Raw genomic sequence first — 20,275 nt, forward strand, 5'->3', positions numbered from 1 at the left:
ACTCACAGGGTCCCAATGAAGGGCTTCAAGCCATCCGCGCCATTCCTGCTGCTGCTTCCGGCGATCATCGTGCTGGCGGCGGTCGTCGTGGTGCCGTTGCTTTTGTCGCTCTATTCCAGCTTCACGCCTTTCCGCCTGACCAAGCCCGAAACGTTCTTCGTCCTTGTCGGCTTCCGCAATTATCTCTCGATCCTGGCGAACGCCGATTTCTGGTGGGCGTTCGGCCGCACGGTTCTGTTGCTGACCATCGCGCTCAATCTCGAAATGCTGCTGGGCCTCGGCCTCGCCATGCTGGTCGAAAAGGCGACGCGCGGCCAGCGCGTCCTTCGCACGCTGATGATGTTTCCGATGATGTTCTCGCCGATCCTCGTCGGCTTCCAGTTCAAGTTCATGTTCAACGACAATATCGGCCTGGTGAACAACGCCCTGCAATCGCTCGGCATCACCAGGGATGCCATTCCGTGGCTGATCGAAGGCCATCTCGCCTTCATCGCCATCTCGATCGCCGAGATCTGGTCGTCGACGGCGATCTTCGCCATCCTGATCCTTGCCGGCCTGCTCGCCATGCCCAAGGAGCCGATCGAGGCGGCGCGGGTCGACGGCTGCACGCCGTGGCAGACGTTCCGCTATGTGACCTGGCCGTTCGTCATGCCTTTCGCCTACATCGCCATGACCATCCGTTCACTCGACGTGGCGCGCGCCTACGACATCGTCAAGATCATGACCGATGGCGGGCCGGCGGGCCGCACCGAGCTTTTGTGGACGCTGGTGGCGCGCACCGCCTACAGCGACGGGCGCATGGGCATGGCCAACGCCATGGCCTATTTCTCGATCCTGTTGTCGATCGCCTTCACCGTCTACTTCTTCAACAAGCTCGCCGCGGCGCGCACGCAGATCGGTGCGGAGTGGTGATGGACGAGAATTCTTCCGCCCGCCTCAAGCGCCGGCTGCTGGGCATCGCCTATCGCATCGGCCTGTTCCTGGCGATGCTGACCATCTGCTTGCCCGGCCTGTGGATCGTGCTTTCGTCGCTGCGGCCGACGGTGGAGATCATGGCCAAGCCGCCGGTGTGGATCCCGCAGCAGATCTCGTTCGACGCCTATGTCGCGATGTTCTCAGGCATCGGCAAGGGCGGCATCCCGGTCATCGAATATTTCCGCAACTCGCTGATCATCTCGGTGACCTCGACGGTGATCGCAGTGGCCATCGGCATGGCCGGCGGCTATGCCTTCGCGCGCTACCGTTTTCGCGGCAAGTCGGGCGTCTTTCTCGGGCTGATGCTGACGCGCACGGTGCCGGGCATCGCGCTGTCGCTGCCGCTGTTCTTCCTTTATGTCAGGCTCGGCATCATCGACACGCATTTCGGACTGATCCTGGCCTATGTCGCGCTCAACGTGCCGTTCACCATCTGGCTGATCGACGGCTTCTTCCGCCAGGTGCCGAAGGACCTCGCGGAAGCCGCCCAGATCGACGGCTGCACCCGCTGGCAGGCCTTCTGGCAGGTCGAGTTCCCGCTTGCCGGGCCGGGCATCGCCTCCGCCGCGATCTTTGCTTTCCTGACCTGCTGGAACGAGTTCGCGCTGGCCTCGCAGCTTACCCGCTCGGTCAGCGCCAAGACGCTGCCGGTCGGCCTGCTCGACTACACGGCCGAATTCACCATCGACTGGCGCGGCATGTGCGCGCTCGCCGTGGTGATGATCATCCCGGCGCTCACCCTCACCTACATCGTCCAGAAACACCTTGTCGGCGGCTTGACCTCCGGCGCGGTGAAAGGCTGATCCCATGGCAACGGTTTCCCTCCAAAAGCTGACCAAGCGCTACGGCAATGTCGGGATCGTGCACGGCATCGACCTCGACATCGCGGACCGCGAATTCATCGCGCTGGTCGGCCCCTCCGGCTGCGGCAAGTCGACGACGCTCAGGATGATCGCAGGGCTGGAAGAGATCAGCGCCGGCTCGATCGAGATCGGCGGCCGCGTCGTCAACGATTTGCCGCCGCGTTCGCGCAACATCTCGATGGTGTTCCAGTCCTACGCGCTTTATCCCCACATGACGGTGCGCGAGAACCTCGGCTTCTCCCTGAAGATTGCCGGGGCCGCCAAGGAGGATATGGAGCGCCGCGTCGCCGAAGCCTCGGCCATCCTCGGCCTCGACACGCTGCTCGACCGTCGCCCGTCGCAACTTTCCGGCGGCCAGCGCCAGCGCGTCGCCATGGGCCGCGCCATCGTACGCGATCCCGACGTGTTCCTGTTCGACGAGCCGCTTTCAAATCTCGACGCCAAACTGCGCACGCAGATGCGGACCGAAATCAAGAAGCTGCACGCCAAGGTGCGGTCGACTGTGATCTATGTCACCCATGACCAGGTCGAGGCGATGACGCTTGCCGACCGCATCGTCATCATGCGCGACGGCCATATCGAACAGGTCGGCACCCCAGACGAGGTGTTCCGACGGCCGGCGACGCGGTTCGTCGCGGGCTTCATCGGCTCGCCGCCGATGAACCTGCACGAGGCGACGATCGATGACGGCCAGCTGGTTTTCGCCAGCGGCGAAAAGCTGCCATTGCCTAGCCAATTCAAAGCCAATGTCGCCAGGGGTAACAAGGTGGTGTTCGGGTTGCGGCCCGACGACATCTACCCGACCGGCCATGGTATCAGTTCCGGTGGTGCCGCAGACGTCCACCAGATCGAATTGCCGATCACGGTCACCGAACCACTCGGCAACGAGACGCTGGTGTTCGTCGAATTCAATGGCGCAGACTGGGTTTCGCGCATGCTGAACCCAAGAGCTTTGAGATCGGGCGAGCGGATGGCCATGAGCCTCGACCTGTCGCAGGCGCACCTGTTTGCCGCCGACACGGGAAAGTCATTGCGGAGCTGACGACATGGCCACGATCGAAAAGATAGAACTGCGGATGGTGGACCTTGTGCCGAAGGTCAAGCGCACGGACGCGATCCAGAGTTTCGTCAGCCAGGAAACGCCTCTCGTCACGATCACCGATTCCGACGGCGCCGTCGGCACTGGCTACAGCTACACGATCGGCACCGGCGGCTCGTCTGTGATGCGGCTCTTGTCCGACCATCTGGCGCCGCGCCTGATCGGCCGCGACCCCGACATGATCGAGGCGATCTGGCACGATCTCGAATTCGCCACGCACGCCACCACGATCGGCGCCATCACGGCCATCGCGATCGCGGCGATCGACACCGCGCTTTGGGACCTGCGGGCGAAGAAGCAGGGGCTGCCTCTGTGGAAGCTGTCGGGCGGCGCCAAGGACCGCTGCCCGCTCTACACGACGGAGGGCGGCTGGCTGCACATCGAGACGCAGGCGCTGGTCGATGACGCGCTGGCCGCGAAGGCCAAGGGATTTCGCGGCTCGAAGGTGAAGATCGGCAAACCGCACGGATCGGAAGATCTGGCGCGGCTGGCGGCGGTGCGCAAGGCGGTGGGCGACGGCTACGAGATCATGACCGACGCCAATCAGGGATTCTCCGTCGACGAAGCGATCCGCCGCGCAGCGAGGCTGCGTGAACTCGACCTCGCCTGGATCGAGGAGCCGCTGCCGGCCGACGACATCGATGGGCATGTGCGACTGTCGAATTCGACGCAGACGCCGATTGCCATCGGCGAGTCGCTCTATTCCATCAGGCATTTCCGCGAATACATGCAGAAAGGCGCCTGTTCGATCGTGCAAGTCGATGTCGGCCGCATTGGCGGCATCACGCCCTGGCTAAAGGTGGCGCATGCGGCGGAGGCCTTCGACATCCCGGTCTGCCCGCATTTCCTGATGGAATTGCATGTCAGCCTCACCTGCGCTGTTCAGAACGGCCGGTATGTCGAGTACATTCCGCAGCTTGACCAGTTGACCGGCAAGCGCATGCGCATCGAGGATGGGCACGCGCTGGCACCCGACGAGCCCGGCATCGGCATCGATTGGGACTGGGACGCGGTCAAGGCCATGAGCATCGCCGAATTCACCACGGCGATCACGAAATAGGGGAACGAACATGCAGCGGATGGGAATGGTTCTGGGACTGAAGCCGGAAAAGGTCGAGGAGTATGTGCGCCTCCATGCCGCCGTCTGGCCCGACGTGCTGACCATGATCTCGGCTTGCAACATCGAGAACTATTCGATCTACCTGAAGCGGCCGGAGAACCTGCTGTTTGCCTACTTCGAATACCACGGCACCGACTATGCCGCCGACATGGCCAAGATGGCGGCAGACCCGAAAACACAGGAATGGTGGGCCCTCTGCATGCCTTGCCAGGAGCCGCTGGCGACCCGCAAGGAGGGCGAATGGTGGGCTTCGATGGACGAGGTCTTCCATCATGACTGAAGGCGGTTTCGACCCTGCCTCACTCATCCAGTCCTGGCCTAAGCCTACAAAGCCCCGGCCGATCGTCACCTTCGGCGCAGGTTCGATTGTCGGCGATGCCCATTTTCCCGCCTACCGGAAGGCCGAGTTTCCGGTTGCCGGCCTCTATGATCCGGACCAGGCCAAGGCGCGGACGTTGGCCGAGAAATGGGGTGTCACCGCATTCCGCTCCGTGGAAGAAGCCGCCGGAATCAACGATGCGATCTTTGATCTCGCGACACCGCCCGGTCGGCATGCCGAGATCCTGAAGGCGCTTCCCGAGGGGGCGGTCGCACTGATCCAGAAGCCGATGGGCAACTATCTCGGCGAGGCAACCGAAATCCTCGAGATCTGCCGCGCCAGGAAGCTCAAGGCTGCGGTGAATTTCCAATTGCGTTTCGCGCCGATGATGCTGGCGCTCAAGGATGCCATCGCCAAGGGATGGCTCGGCGAGGTCGTCGACTTCGACGCCTGGCTGGCGCTGGCCACACCTTGGGAACTGTGGGAATTCCTGCTCAAGGCGCCGCGTGTCGAGATCGCCATGCATTCGATCCACTATCTCGACCTCGTCAGGCAATTGCTGGGCGACCCAAGAGGGGTGCACGCCAAGACGCTCGGCCACCCCAACCATACGGTGGCTCAGACGCGCACCAGCGCCATCCTCGACTATGGCGACACCGTGCGCTGCGCGCTGTCGATCAACCATGACCACAAGTTCGGGCGCCGGCACCAGGCCTGCGAATTCCGCATTTGCGGCACCGAGGGCGCGGCCTATCTCAAACTCGGCCTCAATCTCGACTATCCCCGCGGCGAACCGGACGTCCTGGAAATATACCCGAAAGGCGGGACGGATTGGATTGCCGTGCCACTCGCAGGCGAATGGTTCCCCGATGCCTTTGTCGGGCGTATGGCCAATGTCCAGCGTTTTGCTTGCGGAGAAGACGACGAGCTGGTCAGCTCGGTCGAGGACGCCTGGAACACGATGGCGCTGGTGGAAGCCGCCTATAAATCGAGCGCGGCGCCGGCGACGCCGCTGGCCGAAAAGCCGTAAGGCAGGACATGGAACAGATCATTTATTTCGAAGACTACGAGATCGGCTCCTCGCGGCTGACCAGCGGCCGCACCATTACCGAGACCGATTTCGTCGTCCATTCCGGCCACACCGGCGATTTCTTCCCGCACCACATGGACGCCGAGTTCATGAAGACGACGCCGTTCGGCCAGCGCATCGCGCACGGCACGCTGGTGTTCTCGGTCGGCATCGGACTGACGGCAAGCGTCGTCAATCCCGTTGCCTTCTCCTATGGCTATGATCGGCTGCGTTTTATCAAGCCGGTGTTCATCGGCGACACGATCCGCACGCGCACCACCATCGCGGCCAAGGAGGACGATCCGAAGCGGCCGGCCGCGGGCCGGGTCATCGAACGCTGCGAGGTGATCAACCAGCGCGACGAAGTGGTGTTGGCCGCGGATCACATCTACATCGTCGAACGCAAACCCGGCTGAGGCAGCGCTACGATCCGGTGGCGCGCGCGGTGATGCGCTCCAGACCGAGCAGCAGCGCCAGGGTCGCCACCACCAGGATCATGGTGAGCGCTGCTCCCGCAAAGATGTCGCCTCGGTCGGTGAGGCTGAAGATCGACACCGGCAGCGTCACCCAACCCGGCGGATAGACCATCACGGTGGCGCCGAGTTCACCCATCGACAGTGCGAAGCTGAGCCCGAACGCCGCGACCAGATAGGGTGCGAGCAGAGGCAAGGTGACGTGCCAGAGGCGGTAGGCCGGCCGCGCGCCGAGGCTCGATGCCACCTGCTCGAAATCGGGCGAGAGCCGCGCCAGTCCGGCCGACACATTGCCGAAGGTGAAGGCTGAGATCAGCACGAAATGCGCGATCATGACGATCGCGATCGTACCGTTGAGCAGCAGCGGCGGATGGCTGAAGGCGACCAGCAGGCCAAGGCCGACGGAGACCGAAGGCACGGCGCTGGGGACGAAGAACAACAGGCCGAGCAGGCGCCGCAGCGCATGCCCCTGGACCCGCAGCGACAGCGCCGCCCAGGTGCCGCTGACCAGCGCCAGCGCGCTGGCTGCAAAACCGGTGAGAAGGCTCGCCTTGACCGCATCGCCGGCCGCGCCATGCAGGACGTCGCTGTAGTGTTCCGTCGTCAGGCTGCTCGGCAGCACCCCGTTCCACTGGCCGGCAAGGCTGGACAAGAGGATGACCGCAAGCGGCGCCAGGAACAGCACACCGAAGATCAGCGCGAAGAGAAGCCACAGAACGAGGCGACCGGAGCGGGACCAGACCAGCATGGCTAGACCCCCAGCCGGCCGGCTGCGAAACGATAAAGCCCGAACAGGCCGAGCGACAGCGCGGTGTTGATCAGGGCGATGATGCAGGCGACCTGATAGGCCGATTCCTGGATCGCCTTGCCATAGATCAGCAGCGGCAGCGTGATGACCCCTTTGGCGCCGATGAACAGCACGATGCCGAACTCGTTGACGGTGAGCAGCAGGCAGAGGCTCCCGCCGGCAATGAGCGCCGGGATGGCGGCCGGCAGGATGATTTGGCGCACGATGCGGAACGACCGCGCGCCGAGCACGCTTGCCGCTTCGATCTGGCTGCGGTCCACCAGCGAGAAGGCGGCAAGCAGCGGCCGTAGGATGAACGGCGTGTAGACAGTGACCTCGGCCAGCACCACGCCCCAGCTCGAATAGAGAAAATCGACGGGCGGCGACGGCAGTGAAAAGGTCTCCATCAGCCCTGCGTTGAGCATGCCTGCGGAGCCGTAGAGGAAGGTGAAGGCGAGCGTCACCAGGAAGGTCGGCAATGCGATGAAGGTGTCGATCAGCCTGGCGATGAAGCCGCTGCCGGGGAACGGAACGAAGGCCAGGATCAGTGCCAGCACGAGACCGACGATCAGGCACCCGGCAGTCGCGATAACCGAAATCGTCACCGTGTTGATCAGCGCGTTGAGGAAGAAGCGCGAATGCAGGACGCGGATCACTTCGGCGACATTGGCAACGCCGCTGTCGTCCAGGAAGGCCTGCCGGGCGATGAGCGCCAGCGGATAGAAGAACAGCAGGGCCAGGAGTGCGGCCGGCGGCACGATCCAGAATCTGCCAGGCTCTCTCCTGACCGCTGGCGAGGCGATAGCGACAGCCTCAGACACCGGCGTCTTCCGGAACGAGCGAGGTGTCGGTGGGCGCGAAGAACAGCGGCACCTTGGCGCCGGGTTCCGGCAGGGCCATCGGCAGTCTCGTCGCCGAGACGCGCACCGTCGTGCCGTCGACATCGAGCACGAGATGGGTGAGTTCGCCTTGCCAGTGCACCTCCAGGAGCGTGCCGACAATGCGATTGGTATGGTCGCCATCGGCCGTCAGGCTGAGGTGCTGGGGCCTGATACAAAGCAGGCTCTTGTCGCCGGCCTTCTCGTCACGGCCGGTGCCCATCAGCACCGCGTCGCCATGCCTTGCCGCGGCAAAACCCTTGGAGCCGGCAGCCTCGGCAATGGTGACCGGCAGGAGATTGGCGCGGCCGAGGAACTCGGCGGTGAAGCGGTTGGGCGGGCGGCGATAGAGCTCGGTCGTCGGTCCATGCGAACAGACCGAGCCGTCGCGCATGATGGCGATCTTGTCGGCGAGGGTGAGCGCCTCTGTCTGGTCGTGAGTGACATAGAGGATCGTCAGGCCCGGCAGGCTGCGGTGCAGCCTGGCGATCTCCTCGACCATATTGCGGCGGATCTGTGCGTCCAGCGCCGAAAGCGGCTCGTCAAGCAGCAGCACGCGGGGCCGCACGGCAAGAGCGCGCGCAATCGCGACACGCTGCTGCTGGCCGCCGGAAAGCTCGCGCGGATAACGTGCTGCATAGGCAGCCATGCCGACGGTGCCGAGCGCATCCTTGACCCGCTCGGCGATCAGCGCCTTGTCGGCGCCCTGAGCCCTGAGGCCGAAGGCGACGTTGTCCTCGACCCGCATATGCGGAAACAGCGCGTAGTTCTGGACCACCATGCCGAGCCCACGCTCATAAGGCGGCAGATCGGTCACATCCGTCGCGCCAATGCGGATTCGTCCGCTTCTCGGCCGCACGAAGCCGGCCACCGCCCGCAAGGCGGTGGTCTTGCCGGAGCCGGACGGGCCGATCATCGCCAGGATCTCGCCGGGAGCAATATCCAGGGTCAGCGGATGCAGAACGACATGCGCGCCATAGGCGACAACGACCTTGTCGAAATGGACATTGGAGCCGGCGCCGCGAACCTTCGCGGCGTCGATGTCCATGACACTGGTCCCAGTAAAAGCGGCGGCCGACATGGCATGGTCCTCCGGATTGGCAGGGATCAACTTCCGGTCGCTTCGTTCCACCGCTTGACGTAGTCGGGCAGCTTGGCCAGAGCGTCATCCCAGTTCGGCGACCAGATGGTCAGGCCCTTCATCGCCTCTTGCGCCTTCGCGAAATTGGCGTCGTTCGGCGTCACATCCTTGCGGGCCGGCAGGCCAAGAGCCACGGAACTGACCTTCGACTGAGCTTCCTTTGAGAGCAGGAAGTCGATCAGCTTCTTGCCGTTGTCGGCATTGGGCGCGCCGGTTACCAGGCCGATCTCATAGGGCAGCGCAAAGGTGGAGCGCACGCCGTCAGGCCCCGCCGGCCAGAACACCTTGATGTTGGGATTGTCGGCCATTTGCGACATGTTCATCTGCAAATCGCCGTTGGCGACATGCAGCTCGCCCTTGTTGACCAGCGCCGTCAGCTTGCCGGTCGAAGCGGAGGGGCCGACATTGTTGTCCTGCAATTTCTTCATGAACTCGAAACCTGCATCCTCGCCGCCGAAAGCATGGATGATCTGCAGCATGACAGCGGTGCCGTCGCCGGCCTGGCCGGGCGTCGAGTATTGGATCTTGCCCTTGAATTTCGGATCCAGCAGATCGTCGTAGCTCTTCGGCGCTTCCGAAAGCACGGCGCTGTTGTAGATGAAATTCATGTAGTTGTTGACCAGCGGCCGGTATTTGTCGGTGCCGCCGTCGATCTGGTCCGCCCCTTCGGGCTTGTAATCCTGCAGCAGGCCGCCGGCGGCGGCGCGCTGCACGAAGGGCGGCAATGTCACCAGCACGTCCGCTTGCGGGTTCGACTTCTCCTTGGCGACACGCTCAACGACACCGCCCGAACCAGCCTCGATATACTGCACTTTTATGCCGGTGGCCTTGGTGAAGGCGGCGAACTCGGTTTCGAACCAGCTGCCGTTGCCGTCATGCAGGCCATCGGCGGAGTAGATGGTGACGACGCCATCTGCCATCGCCGGTCCGATGAGGGCAGCCGACGCCAGCAACGCGGCGAAAGCCGCGACCATGGTTGCGTTGCGTGATTTCATGTCCAGTTCCCCTTTTTGATTGATGGCACATTCTGCGATGCACTGTGGCGACCGCGCCGGCTGCTTCTGCTTCGATGGGTGCCGGCAGCGTCGTCGTTAAGGGCAACTCTGGGGATTGGAGATCGATAAGTAAAATCTATTTATTTTATGACAGGCAAACTTCATCTGATAGTTGTCATGGAACCGTCGCAGTCATGTCGTGACATATTTCGGCCTGCTCAGGGCAGGCCGTCGAAGCGTTCGAGCAGGTGATGATCAGACGAATGAAACGCCAGAAGTCTGCGCCCGCAACCGCGGGTCGGACGAGCGCACGGTCACCGGCCGGCCGTCGAGAATCTCAAAGCAGCGCGCGAGCGTGTCGTCCTCGAGCCGGCGCATCGCCTCATGCGTAAAGAAGGTGAGGTGCGGGAACAGTATGACGTCCTCGCGGCCGAAAAGCGCGCCCATCGGATGGCCCGATTTGGCCAGCGGCTCGACCGAATAGACGTCGAGCCCGGCGCCGCCGATGCGCCCGGAAACGATCGCCTCGACAAGGGCCGCCTCGTCGATGAGCGCGCCGCGCGAGACGTTGACGATGATGGCGGAAGGTTTGAGACAGGCGAGTTCAGCCTTGCCGATCAGGCCGCGCGTGCTGTCGTTCAGCACGCAATGGATTGAGACGAAGTCGCAGGCGCGAAGCATTGCCTGGAGGTCGTCGGCTTTTTCGATGCCGGCGGCGCGCATCGTTTCGGCGTCGACACCAGGATCGAAGCCAAGAAGCCGCGCATGAAATCCGTGGCCGGCCATGCGCGCCATGCTGCGGCCGATTTTGCCACAACCAACGATCCCAAGCGTGGCGCCTGAAATGTCGCGTCCCAGCCAGCGCGGCTCGGGCCAGATCCAGCCATCGCGCGATACCGCCGCGGTGATGGCGGGCAGCCGCTTGGCCAGCGCGACCATCATGGCGAAAGCACCTTCGGCGACGGTTTCCTCGGCATATTCGGGCACGTTGACGACGGGGATACCGCGCCTCATGGCAGCGGGGATATCGATGGCGTCGATACCGACGCCATATTTGATGATGCCCTTCAACCTAGGCGCCGCGTCGATCACCTCCGCAGTGACTGGCGTGTAGCACATCAAGAGCAGATCGGCGTCGGCGACCGCGGCTTTGAGCTCCGCCTCGGAAATGCCGTCCGGCAGCGTCACCAGCTCGACACCCCTTGCCCGCAAGCCGGCATCGATGCCTGGACATTCGAGCTCGCGGTCGGTGCGGACGGCCTTCACGGTCAGGCTGTCAGCACAGCGCGTTCGACGATGTCGAGCGCACGGTCGAGATCGGCTTTCGAAATCACCAGCGGCGGTGACAGCGTCAGCACGTTGCCGTGGCTGACCTTGAAGCTCAGCCCCCGTTCGAGGCAGGCATAGAAGACGCGTTCGGCAAGATCGCGCGCGGGCTGGCGCGAGGTACGGTCCTCGACAAGTTCGACGCCGACCATCAGCCCCCTGCCCCTGACATCGCCGACATGGGGCGAGCGCCCCATCAGATCCTGCATGCGTCCCAGCATATGCCGGCCAAGCTCGGCCGCACGCTCGACCAGTCCTTCCTCCAGGATGATATCGATCGTCGTCAGCGCCGCGCGCGTCGTCACCGGGTTCTTCTCGTGGGTGTAGTGACCGATGGCAAAACCGCCGGTGACGTCGAGATCGCGGCGGGCGATGACAGCGGCGATCGGCAGGATGCCGCCGCCGAGCGACTTGCCGAGAACGACGATGTCCGGCGTCACGCCGTCATGCTCATGGGCGAAGAATTTTCCGGTCTTGCCAAGGCCGGTCGGTATCTCGTCGAAGATCAGCAGCGTGCCGTGCCGGTCGCAGGCCTCGCGCACCCGATTCCAGAAACCGGGCGGGGGCGGGTTGGGCGTGGCCCGCATCGGCTCGGCGACGACCGCGGCCACATCCTGTTCGCGACCGAGCACATAAGCGATCATGTTGGCGCAGGCGAGCCCGGAGGCTTCCAGGGTGCCGTGGCCGTAAGGACAGCGGTAGCCGTCCCAAGGCGCGACATGTTCGGTGCCGGTCATCATCGGGCCGGCGATATGGGAACGGAAGGTCGCTTCGCCGCCGACGCTTGCGGCACCGAAGCCGGCGCCATGAAAGGCATCCCAGAACGAAACCGTCTTGAAGCGACCGGTCGCGGCGCGCGCGATCTTCAGCGCCACCTCGATGGCGTCGGAACCGCCTGTCGTGAACAGCACCTTGCCGAGATCGCCGGGCGCCAGCTCGGCCAATTTCTCGGCCAGTTCGACAGCGGGTTCGCAGGTGAAGCGGCGCGGCGCAAAACAGAGATCGTCGAGCTGTTTCTTGATCGCGGCGACCAGCTTCGGATGGCCATAGCCGAGATGGTGCACGCTGTTGCCGTGGAAATCCATGAAACGGCGGCCGGCGGTGTCCTCGATCCAGATGCCTTCGGCCTTGGCAATCGTCGAAAGACAGGGGCTGGACAGGCTCTGGTGCATGAAGGCCGAAGCGTCGCGGTCAAGCAGCCCGCGGATGCGCGGATCATCCTGGCCGGAATCCCAGCGGCTGCGGGCCGCCGTGGTGTTGGAATCACCCTCGGTATGGACAAGCTCTTTGATCGCGACCATAACCCTCTCCGAAACGCGAATGAGGGAGCGTGGAACGCTCCCTCTGTTGTTCTGTCAGCCGAGTGGTCCGGTCAGGACCAGGGCAGCGAAAACGTCTTCACATTGGTGTAGCTCTTCATCGCCTCGATGACGCCTTCCTTGTAGCCATTGCCACTGTCCTTGATCCCGCCGAAGGGCGACATCTCGATGCGGTAGCCCGGCACTTCCCAGATGTTGACGGTGCCGACCTGAAGGCCGGCAATGTATTTCTGTATGCGGGGGAACGAGTTGGTGCAGACGCCCGAGGACAAGCCGAAGGCGGTCGAGTTGGACAGCCTGATCAGCGCCTCGTCATCGTCCGGTGCGCGCACGATCGGGATGATCGGCCCAAACGTCTCTTCCATCACCAGTTCGGATGTGTGCGGCACGCGATCGACGACGATCGGCGGCAGCAGCGCGCCTTGCCGGCCCGGATTGTAGAGGATTTCGGCGCCCTGCCCGGCGGCCATGTGGACACGAGCTTCGAAGAGTGCCGCCGCCTTCTCGTGCACGACGGTGCCGAGATCGGTCGTGCGGTCCATCGGGTCGCCGAAGCGGATCTTTCGGGCCCGCTCCAGCACCAGCGGCACGAAGCGGTCGGCGATGCTTTCCTGGACGAGGATGCGCTTGACCGCCGTGCAGCGCTGGCCGGAGTTCTTCGTGGCGCCAGCGACGGCGAGATCGGCGGCCCTGGCCAGATCGTCGTCCGAGAGATCGTTGAGGATGATCAGCGGATCGTTGCCGCCGAGCTCCAGCACCTGGCGCTTGTAGCCGGCTGTGCGGGCGATCATCTTGCCGACCGGCACGCCGCCGGTGAAGGTGATCAGGTCGATGTTGTCGTTGGTGATCATCTCGTTGCCGATGTCGGCCGGCCAGCCGGTCACCACCGACAGCATTTCCGGCGGCAGGCCGGCTTCGTAGAGGATGTCGGCCAAAAGCAGCGCCGTCATCGGCGTCAGTTCGGTCGGTTTGACCACCACGCAATTGTTGGTGGCGATCGCCGGCGCCACCTTGTGCGAGACCATGTTGAGCGGATGGTTGAACGGGGTGATCGCCGAGATCGCCTTCAGCGGCTCGCGCGTGGTGAAGATCTTGCGCGCTTTGCCGTGCGGGGTGAGATCGCAGGAGAAGATCTGGCCGTCATCCTGGATGCACATCTGCGCCGACAATGTGAACACGTCATAGGCGCGGCCGACCTCATAGAGCGAATCCGTCTTGGAGATGCCGAGCTCGAGCGTGATGAGATCAGAGATTTCTTCCCGGCGCGACGCGAGTTTTTCCGCCGTGCGGAACAGGATCTGCTGGCGCTCGTAGCGCGTCAGCTTCGACCTGTAGCCGGCGGCGATCTCGAAGGCCTGGCGGGCATGCTCGGCGCGGCCGGCAGGCACGGTGCCGATAACGGTGTCGTTCCAGGGATAGCGCACCTCGACAACGTCGTCGGCATCAACCTTCTTGCCGGCGATGCGCATCGGCTCGTGGCGAACTTTGATGGCAGGGTCGAGTTGGGTCATGTGCTCTGCTCCAGCAGATTCTTGGGTACGTCGCGGCGAGGGTCGACCCCCACTCCGGCCCTTCGGGCCACCTCTCCCCCGATCGACGGGGGAGAGGAAATCAGGTGAGGTCAGCGCCCCAGGCTTGGCGCCTTTCCTCTCCCCCGTCGATCGGGGAGAGGTGCCGAGCGGAGCGAGGCGGAGTGGGGTCGACCAGCGCCATCTTGGAGGCGACACCGGCACCCGACCCATCCGTCACGCGAGCGCGGCCGCCATCGTCGCGTAGTAGAACGCGTCGAAGTTCCTCAGCACGGGCTCATCAGGCAAATCGGCCAGCACGCGGTTGACGATGAACGGCACCTCCTGCTCGGTCAGCCCGCCATGCGAGCGCAGCGGCTCGTTGAGGGCTGCCAGGTCGTGGCGGTGTTCCGAGGTGCCGATCGTCTTGTTCTGCGTCGAGATCAGCACGATGTCGCCGATGCGGTCGGCCGGCAGTTCGAAACGCTCGCAGGCGGTCGGGCTGTCGACAACCAGCATGATGCCGTCGATCTTCGCCAGCCGCGCCATGATGTCGGCCTGATCGGCGCCGTCAGGAAGGTAGGCGGTGGCGAACGAGCCGAGCGCGCCGTGATGCACGACATAGGGATCTGTGATCGGCAGAATGACGCGCGCGGCATCCTTGCCCAGCCATTCGTCGAGCAGGTCCTGGACATAGACGACGTCAGGCGAACCATCCTGCTTGTGCTTGGGCTTCATGCCATGGTCGGCGGTCACCACGATTGCCGCGCCCAGCGCATCAAGCTCGGCCAGGTACTTGTCGAACATCTCGTAGAAGGCGTTGGCCTGGGGCACGCCGGGCGCGTATTTGTGCTGCACATAGTCGGTGGTGGTCAGATACATGATGTCGGGGCGGAATTCCTTCAGCAGCTGGACGCCGGCGGCGAAGACGAATTCCGACAGTTCGGCCGAATAGACTTCCGGTACCGGCAGTCCAAAATGCTTCGAGGCATTGTTGATGCCGTGCTCGGCCTTGGTGGTGGTGTCGGATTTTTCGGCCGAGAAGCACAGCGCGCGGCCGTCGTCGAAGGCGAGGCCCTTGCCGAGCAGCGCACGCAATTTGTCCTTGGCGGTGACCACCGCGACCTTGGCGCCGGCATCGTAGAAGGCCTGGAAGATGGTGGGCGCGCGCAGGAAGCGCGGGTCGTTCATCATCACTTCCTTGCCGGTTTCGCGCTCGTAGAGGTAGTTGCCGCAAATGCCGTGCACCGAGGGCGGGCGGCCTGTGGCTATCGACAGATTGTTGGGGTTGGTGAAGCTCGGAATGACAGAATGCGCAAAACGCACCGTGCCTTTCTGCTTGATCCTGACCAGCGCCGGCATCAGCCCGGCCTTGATGGCTTCGTCGAGATAGGCCGGCTCGCAGCCGTCGAGGCAGATGGCGATGGCCGGCACACGTGGCCAGGCGTAGGTGCGGCCGTTGACCGCGACGTTGATGGGAGACATCTGGTTCATCGAAATCCTCAAAAATTCTGCCGCTTCAGGCGGCGAGTTTGGCGCGCTCGGCGATTGCCGCGGCGGGAGGAGCGGCGGTGTCGACGTCCATCTCCTTCAGCGACTGCGCCGCCGCCTCTACGACGCGGCGCATGACATGTTCGTCCATCTGGCCGATGCAGCCGATACGGAAGCTATCGACGACGGTCAGCTTGCCCGGATAGATGATGAAGCCCTTGTCCTTCATCAGCTCGTAGAAGCGGTCGAAGGCGAAGTTGGCGTGGGCCGGGTTGAAGAAGGTGACGATGATCGGCGACAGCCAGCGATCCCTGAGCAAAGTCTCGAAGCCGAGCTCGCGCATGCCGGCCACCATCACGTCGCGGTTCCTGGTGTAGCGGGCGCCGCGGCCGGCAACGCCGCCCTCGGCCTCGTGCTGGCGAAGCGCTTCAAGGAAGGCGGCGACGACATGGGTCGGCGGAGTGTAGCGCCACTGCCCGGTCTTGTTCATATGCGCCCACTGCGCATGGACGTCGAGCGACAGCGAATGGCTGCGGCCCTTGGCGGCTTCCAATTCGCTCTTGCGGGCGATGATGAAGCCGAAGCCCGGCACGCCCTCGATGCACTTGTTGGCGGACGAGACCATCGCCTCGTAGCGGATCTCGTTCACGTCGAGCGCGATGGCGCCGAAGGCGCTCATGGAATCGACCAGCAGCTTGCGGCCCTTGGCATGGACGGCTTCGGCAATCTCGGCGACGGGGTTGAGGATGCCGGAACTGGTCTCGCAATGGATGGCGATCACATGCGTGATGGCAGGATCGGCCTCGAGGGCGGCGGCCACCTCGTCGCCGCGCGGCGGCAGGTAGTCGCCCTTGTCGATCAGCGTATAGGCGCGGCCGAGATACTGCATGGTCTGGGCCGCGCGCAGGCCGTAGGCGCCATTGGCCAGGACCAGAACCTTGCCGTCCTTCGGCACGAACGAACCCAGCATCGCCTCGACGCAAAAGGAGCCGCTGCCTTGCATCGGCACACAGTCGAATTCGCCTTTCGCATCGCCGGTCAGCGCCAGCAGGCGGCGGCGCATGTCTGACGTCATGGCGCGGAAATCGCCGTCCCAGGATCCCCAGTCGCGCAGCATCGCCTGCTTGACCGGATAGGAGGTGGTGAGCGGCCCGGGCGTCAGCAGGTATGGCTCGCCCAGCGCCGGACCGGCCAACGGCTCCGCGGCAAATTTCGTCTCGGCGAGCATAGTGTCCTCCGCTGCTTTTTATGTGGGGCCATTCTTGGCTGGAACGACGTATTTGTAAAATCGTTATTTTGTATTGATGTATAAGCTCACCCGATGATCTGGCTTGCAGTCGAATTATTGCCCGGCGGGATAATCGCGCCTCCAGCCGAGCGCAGCCTGCGTGGTATCCATGACACGTGCGTGACCGTGGGCGATCCTCCCCAGATATAAGAAGAATCGTTCCTTCATGCCTTTTTGCCTGCGAGGCTTATGATAGGTTGGCGGCCGGAACTCGGATCTAGAAAGGTGAGAACATGCGCTACGTTCAATTGCGAGCCTTTCACCAGGTGGCGATATCAGGCGGGTTTTCACGTGCCGCGGAAGCGCTGTTCCTGACGCAGCCGGCAATTTCGGACCAGGTGCGCAAGCTCGAGGAAGAATATGACGTGCTGCTGTTCAACCGGAACAAGAAGCAGGTCACGCTGACCCATTCGGGCCAGAAGCTGCTCGAAATAACCCACCGCATGTTCGATACCGAGCAGCAGGCGCTCGAGCTTCTGACGGAATCGCGCGCCCTGCGCTCCGGCACGCTGCGCATCGTCGCCGACGCCGCGCATCATCTGCTTCACATCCTCGGCAGTTTTCGCGCGCGCTATCCCGGCGTCCAGGTTTCGCTGCGCGCCGGCAACACCGAGACGGTAATCAGCAGCCTCTACAGCTATGATGCCGACATCGGCGTGCTGGGCGAGGTGCCGACCGGACGCGACTTCGAGGTGCTGAAACTCAATTCGACGCCGATCATCGCTTTTGCGTCGGTCGATCATCCGCTGTCGGGCAAGAAATCATTGAGTCTCAAGCAACTCGCGCAGGAATCGCTGGTCATGCGGGAGCGCGGCTCCAAGACGCGCCAGAAGCTCGAGGATCTGGCCGCGGCATCGAAGGTCGAACTCAGGCCGGTGATCGAGGCCGAAGGCCGTGAAGCCGTCCGCGAGATCGTCGCCTCGGGTGCCGGCATCGGCTTTGTTTCGGCGGCCGAATTCGGCCAGGATTCGCGGCTGGTAGCGATCGCGCTCGACGCGCCTGAGACGTTGATGGACGAAGCGCTGATCTGCCTGCGCGAACGCAGCGGCGGCAAGCTGGTGCGCGCCTTCCTCGACATGGCGCGTTCGATGTCGGCGGATTAGGCGGCGGCCCTGATCTCCTCCACATCCGCTTTCACCCGTTCCGACTTCGGATCGTAAGGGGTGCGCAAATGTGCCGTGGCCGCGTGGCGAACGCCGGCAAGATCGATCTCGAAACGGCCGCTAGCCAGAAACGCAGCGTCGACGCCCGTCTCGTTCTCGATCAGCCCGAGCGCCACCGAGCGGCCAAGCGTGTGACCGTAGGCGGCCGAGCGGACCTCGCCGACGGGCTTGCCGTCGCGCAGGATCAGCTCGCCGCCCCACAGCATCGGCTCGGCATGGTCGAGCGTGAACAGTACGATGCGTTTTGCTGGCGCCGTCGACGGCTTGGCCTCGACCAGCGCGTCACGGCCGATGAAGCCACCCGGTTTGTCCATGGCGACGGCGAAGCCAAGCCCCGCCTGCCAGGGGCTAATGTCAGGCGTCAACTCACGGCCCCAGGCGCGAAAACCCTTTTCGATGCGCAAGCCATCAAGCGCGTAGTAGCCGGCGTCCAGGAGGCCGAATTCGCCGCCAGCCTCGTGCAGCGCCTCGTAGACGCCGACGGCGAATTCCGTCGGCACGATCAGCTCCCAGCCGAGCTCGCCGACATAGGTCATGCGGTTGGCGTAGGCGGTAGCGTAGCCGATATCGATCTCGCGGATGGTGGCGAAGGGGAAGCCGGCGTTGGAAAGATCGGCCGACGACAATTTGCCCAAGAGATCGCGCGAGCGCGGCCCCATCAGCGCCAGCACCGCGTAGGACGAGGTGACGTCGGTCACGATGGCATGTGCGTCCGGTGGGATGTTCCTGGCGATCCAGTCGGCGTCGTGGACCGCTTGCGCCGAACCGGTGACGATGAGGAATTTTTGCGCACCAAGTCGCATTACGGTGAGATCGCTTTCGTACCCGCCGCGCGCGTTGAGCACGCCCGTGTAAACGGATGTACCGACCGGTACATCGACATTGCCGGCGCAGATGCGGTTGAGCAGGGCACAGGCGTCGCGGCCCTGCACGAGAAGCTTGGCGAAAGAGGTCTGGTCGAATACGGCAACAGCCTCGCGCGTCGCCTTCATTTCGCGCTTGACTGCCTCATGCCAGTTCTGGCGGCCGAAGGCATAATCGTTCCCGGCCCTCTCTCCCGGGGCCGCGAACCAGTTGGCGCGCTCCCAGCCCATCTTGGAACCGAAGCAGGCGCCCCTGGCGGCCAGCCGGTCGTAGAGCGGCGAGCGGCGGAAGGGTCGGGCGGTGTCCAGCTCGCGGTTCGGCCACGGCATGGCGTAATGCAAACCGAGCGTCTCCTTGACGCGATCATGCAGCCAGCGCGGATTGTTGTTGAAGGCGGCGAAGCGCCTGATATCGACAGGCCACAAATCCATGGTCGGCGCGCCGTTGACGATCCACTCGGCCAGCGCCTTGCCGGCACCGCCGGCGCTGGCGATGCCCATCGAGTTAAAGCCGGCGCCAACATAGAAATTCTTCAGCTCCGGCGCCTCGCCGAGGAGAAAATTGTTGTCGGGCGTAAAGCTTTCGGGACCGTTGTAGAACTTCTTGACCTCGGCTTGCGCCAGTTGCGGCACGCGCACCAGCGCGTTTTCCATCAGAATCTCGAACTGATCCCAATCGTCCGGCAGCAGCGCGAACTCGAAATTCTCGGGGATGCCGTTCATGCCCCACGGCTTGGCATGCGGTTCGAAGCCGCCCATGACCAGCCCGCCGACCTCTTCCTTGAAATAGATGAAGCCGTCCGGATCGCGCATGACGGGCAGGTCCGGATGCACACCCTCGATCCGGCCCGTGACGATGTACATGTGCTCGGCCGAATGCAGCGGCACCGAAACACCGCACATCAGCCCGACCTTACGCGCCCACTGGCCGGCGCAGTTGACGACGATCTCGGCGGCGATGTCGCCACGGTCGGTCTCGACACCGCAGGCGACGCCGTTTCTCACCGTGATGCCGGTGACCTTGACGCGCTCGAATATCCTCGCGCCGCGATTGCGCGCGCCCTTGGCGAGCGATTGCGTGAGATCGGTCGGATTGGCCTTGCCGTCGCCAGGCAGCCAGACCGCGCCGACCAGATCGTCCGTCGCCATGACCGGCCACAGATCGCCGGCTTCGCTCGGCGAGATGACGTCGATCTCAACGCCTTGGGCGCGCGCCGACGCAGCCGTACGCTTCAGCACCGTCATGCGGTCGGCGGTGCGCGCCACCGACAGCGAGCCGCAATTCTTCCAGCCGGTCGCGAGACCGGTCTCGGCCTCCAGTTCGCCATAGAGCTGAGTGGAGTACCTGATCAGGCTGGTCATGTTGGAATGGCTGCGCAATTGCCCGACCAGACCCGCCGCATGCCAGGTGGTGCCGCCGCTGAGCTGACCCTGCTCGAGAAGGACAACGTCGGCCCAGCCGAGCTTCGTCAGGTGATAGGCGACGGAGCAGCCGATGATGCCGCCGCCGACGATCACGACGCGTGCCTGCGTTGGAAATTCATGTGCCATGAGGGTTCCGCCATCTTGAGGGATGGTCGGCAAGCTAACACAGGAAA

Annotated in this window: 18 protein-coding genes; 8 read left to right on the forward strand and 10 right to left on the reverse strand. The window is 63.8% G+C overall.

What is annotated here, in order from left to right; all coding sequences use genetic code 11:
• Positions 1-15: 15 nt before the first annotated feature.
• From FJ946_RS04595 to FJ946_RS04625, 7 genes are read left to right on the forward strand one after another with little or no spacing between them, the layout of a single operon-like run.
• A complete protein-coding gene (locus FJ946_RS04595; protein WP_140564374.1) occupies positions 16-912 on the forward strand; it encodes a sugar ABC transporter permease in 897 nt (298 codons plus the stop codon).
• Positions 912-1,778, forward strand: coding sequence for a carbohydrate ABC transporter permease (locus FJ946_RS04600; RefSeq protein ID WP_140564375.1), 867 nt, complete (start codon positions 912-914; stop codon positions 1,776-1,778). Before FJ946_RS04595 ends, FJ946_RS04600 begins: the two co-directional genes overlap by 1 nt.
• A gap of 4 nt (positions 1,779-1,782) precedes the next feature.
• On the forward strand, positions 1,783-2,880 hold the full coding sequence (gene ugpC / locus FJ946_RS04605) for a sn-glycerol-3-phosphate ABC transporter ATP-binding protein UgpC (RefSeq protein ID WP_140562477.1): 1,098 nt from the start codon (positions 1,783-1,785) through the stop codon (positions 2,878-2,880).
• Positions 2,881-2,884: 4 nt separating this feature from the next.
• Entirely contained in the window at positions 2,885-3,997 is a 1,113-nt protein-coding gene (locus tag FJ946_RS04610) for a mandelate racemase/muconate lactonizing enzyme family protein (RefSeq protein ID WP_140732198.1), read from the forward strand.
• A gap of 10 nt (positions 3,998-4,007) precedes the next feature.
• Positions 4,008-4,337, forward strand: coding sequence for an L-rhamnose mutarotase (locus FJ946_RS04615; RefSeq protein ID WP_140497605.1), 330 nt, complete (start codon positions 4,008-4,010; stop codon positions 4,335-4,337).
• Positions 4,330-5,406: a Gfo/Idh/MocA family oxidoreductase gene (locus FJ946_RS04620; RefSeq protein ID WP_140564377.1), complete on the forward strand. Its 1,077-nt coding sequence runs from the start codon at positions 4,330-4,332 to the stop codon at positions 5,404-5,406. Before FJ946_RS04615 ends, FJ946_RS04620 begins: the two co-directional genes overlap by 8 nt.
• 8 nt (positions 5,407-5,414) lie before the next feature.
• On the forward strand, positions 5,415-5,861 hold the full coding sequence (locus tag FJ946_RS04625; RefSeq protein ID WP_140564378.1) for a MaoC/PaaZ C-terminal domain-containing protein: 447 nt from the start codon (positions 5,415-5,417) through the stop codon (positions 5,859-5,861).
• Between the two features lie 7 nt (positions 5,862-5,868).
• Here the strand turns inward: FJ946_RS04625 and FJ946_RS04630 are convergent, their stop codons facing one another.
• The 9 genes from FJ946_RS04630 to FJ946_RS04670 form a co-directional block, all read right to left on the reverse strand.
• A complete protein-coding gene (locus tag FJ946_RS04630) occupies positions 5,869-6,666 on the reverse strand; it encodes an ABC transporter permease subunit (RefSeq protein ID WP_140497599.1) in 798 nt (265 codons plus the stop codon).
• Positions 6,667-6,668: 2 nt separating this feature from the next.
• Positions 6,669-7,526: a 2-aminoethylphosphonate ABC transporter permease subunit gene (locus FJ946_RS04635; RefSeq protein WP_140564379.1), complete on the reverse strand. Its 858-nt coding sequence runs from the start codon at positions 7,524-7,526 to the stop codon at positions 6,669-6,671.
• Entirely contained in the window at positions 7,519-8,631 is a 1,113-nt protein-coding gene (locus FJ946_RS04640) for an ATP-binding cassette domain-containing protein (protein ID WP_246670978.1), read from the reverse strand. The genes FJ946_RS04635 and FJ946_RS04640 overlap by 8 nt, the downstream gene beginning before the upstream one ends.
• A 59-nt stretch (positions 8,632-8,690) precedes the next feature.
• Positions 8,691-9,719, reverse strand: a complete 1,029-nt coding sequence (locus FJ946_RS04645) for a 2-aminoethylphosphonate ABC transporter substrate-binding protein (RefSeq protein ID WP_140564380.1) — start codon at positions 9,717-9,719, stop codon at positions 8,691-8,693.
• 255 nt (positions 9,720-9,974) lie between these two features.
• On the reverse strand, positions 9,975-10,985 hold the full coding sequence (locus tag FJ946_RS04650) for an NAD(P)-dependent oxidoreductase (RefSeq protein WP_140564381.1): 1,011 nt from the start codon (positions 10,983-10,985) through the stop codon (positions 9,975-9,977).
• 2 nt (positions 10,986-10,987) lie between these two features.
• A complete protein-coding gene (locus tag FJ946_RS04655; RefSeq protein WP_140564382.1) occupies positions 10,988-12,346 on the reverse strand; it encodes an aspartate aminotransferase family protein in 1,359 nt (452 codons plus the stop codon).
• A gap of 71 nt (positions 12,347-12,417) precedes the next feature.
• Positions 12,418-13,875, reverse strand: coding sequence for a phosphonoacetaldehyde dehydrogenase (phnY, locus tag FJ946_RS04660; RefSeq protein ID WP_140564383.1), 1,458 nt, complete (start codon positions 13,873-13,875; stop codon positions 12,418-12,420).
• A gap of 234 nt (positions 13,876-14,109) precedes the next feature.
• Positions 14,110-15,366: a phosphonoacetate hydrolase gene (gene phnA, locus FJ946_RS04665; RefSeq protein WP_140562341.1), complete on the reverse strand. Its 1,257-nt coding sequence runs from the start codon at positions 15,364-15,366 to the stop codon at positions 14,110-14,112.
• A gap of 25 nt (positions 15,367-15,391) precedes the next feature.
• Positions 15,392-16,591, reverse strand: coding sequence for a 2-aminoethylphosphonate--pyruvate transaminase (locus FJ946_RS04670; RefSeq protein WP_140497584.1), 1,200 nt, complete (start codon positions 16,589-16,591; stop codon positions 15,392-15,394).
• A 293-nt stretch (positions 16,592-16,884) separates the two neighbouring features.
• Between FJ946_RS04670 and FJ946_RS04675 the strand changes: the two genes are divergently transcribed.
• Positions 16,885-17,754 (forward strand): LysR substrate-binding domain-containing protein, encoded by an 870-nt coding sequence (locus FJ946_RS04675; RefSeq protein ID WP_140497582.1) that lies wholly within the window; start codon positions 16,885-16,887, stop codon positions 17,752-17,754.
• Here the strand turns inward: FJ946_RS04675 and FJ946_RS04680 are convergent.
• The gene (locus tag FJ946_RS04680) at positions 17,751-20,228 is read right to left on the reverse strand and encodes an FAD-dependent oxidoreductase (protein WP_140564384.1); all 2,478 of its coding nucleotides are present in this window, start codon (positions 20,226-20,228) and stop codon (positions 17,751-17,753) included. The two genes, FJ946_RS04675 and FJ946_RS04680, sit on opposite strands and share 4 nt — an antisense overlap.
• Positions 20,229-20,275 lie beyond the last annotated feature (47 nt).

Source organism: Mesorhizobium sp. B2-4-7 (genome assembly GCF_006442685.1).
GTDB lineage: Bacteria > Pseudomonadota > Alphaproteobacteria > Rhizobiales > Rhizobiaceae > Mesorhizobium.

What these genes read in the sequence shown, in the direction of transcription:
- FJ946_RS04600 (WP_140564375.1), top strand. Translation starts at nt 912, where the DNA reads ATGGACGAGAATTCTTCCGCCCGCCTCAAGCGCCGGCTGCTGGGCATC.
- FJ946_RS04675 (WP_140497582.1), top strand. Translation starts at nt 16,885, where the DNA reads ATGCGCTACGTTCAATTGCGAGCCTTTCACCAGGTGGCGATATCAGGC.
- FJ946_RS04610 (WP_140732198.1), top strand. Translation starts at nt 2,885, where the DNA reads ATGGCCACGATCGAAAAGATAGAACTGCGGATGGTGGACCTTGTGCCG.
- ugpC (WP_140562477.1), top strand. Translation starts at nt 1,783, where the DNA reads ATGGCAACGGTTTCCCTCCAAAAGCTGACCAAGCGCTACGGCAATGTC.
- FJ946_RS04595 (WP_140564374.1), top strand. Translation starts at nt 16, where the DNA reads ATGAAGGGCTTCAAGCCATCCGCGCCATTCCTGCTGCTGCTTCCGGCG.
- FJ946_RS04625 (WP_140564378.1), top strand. Translation starts at nt 5,415, where the DNA reads ATGGAACAGATCATTTATTTCGAAGACTACGAGATCGGCTCCTCGCGG.
- FJ946_RS04615 (WP_140497605.1), top strand. Translation starts at nt 4,008, where the DNA reads ATGCAGCGGATGGGAATGGTTCTGGGACTGAAGCCGGAAAAGGTCGAG.
- FJ946_RS04670 (WP_140497584.1), bottom strand. Translation starts at nt 16,591, where the DNA reads ATGCTCGCCGAGACGAAATTTGCCGCGGAGCCGTTGGCCGGTCCGGCG.
- phnA (WP_140562341.1), bottom strand. Translation starts at nt 15,366, where the DNA reads ATGAACCAGATGTCTCCCATCAACGTCGCGGTCAACGGCCGCACCTAC.
- phnY (WP_140564383.1), bottom strand. Translation starts at nt 13,875, where the DNA reads ATGACCCAACTCGACCCTGCCATCAAAGTTCGCCACGAGCCGATGCGC.
- FJ946_RS04645 (WP_140564380.1), bottom strand. Translation starts at nt 9,719, where the DNA reads ATGAAATCACGCAACGCAACCATGGTCGCGGCTTTCGCCGCGTTGCTG.
- FJ946_RS04630 (WP_140497599.1), bottom strand. Translation starts at nt 6,666, where the DNA reads ATGCTGGTCTGGTCCCGCTCCGGTCGCCTCGTTCTGTGGCTTCTCTTC.
- FJ946_RS04655 (WP_140564382.1), bottom strand. Translation starts at nt 12,346, where the DNA reads ATGGTCGCGATCAAAGAGCTTGTCCATACCGAGGGTGATTCCAACACC.
- FJ946_RS04680 (WP_140564384.1), bottom strand. Translation starts at nt 20,228, where the DNA reads ATGGCACATGAATTTCCAACGCAGGCACGCGTCGTGATCGTCGGCGGC.
- FJ946_RS04620 (WP_140564377.1), top strand. Translation starts at nt 4,330, where the DNA reads ATGACTGAAGGCGGTTTCGACCCTGCCTCACTCATCCAGTCCTGGCCT.
- FJ946_RS04640 (WP_246670978.1), bottom strand. Translation starts at nt 8,631, where the DNA reads ATGGACATCGACGCCGCGAAGGTTCGCGGCGCCGGCTCCAATGTCCAT.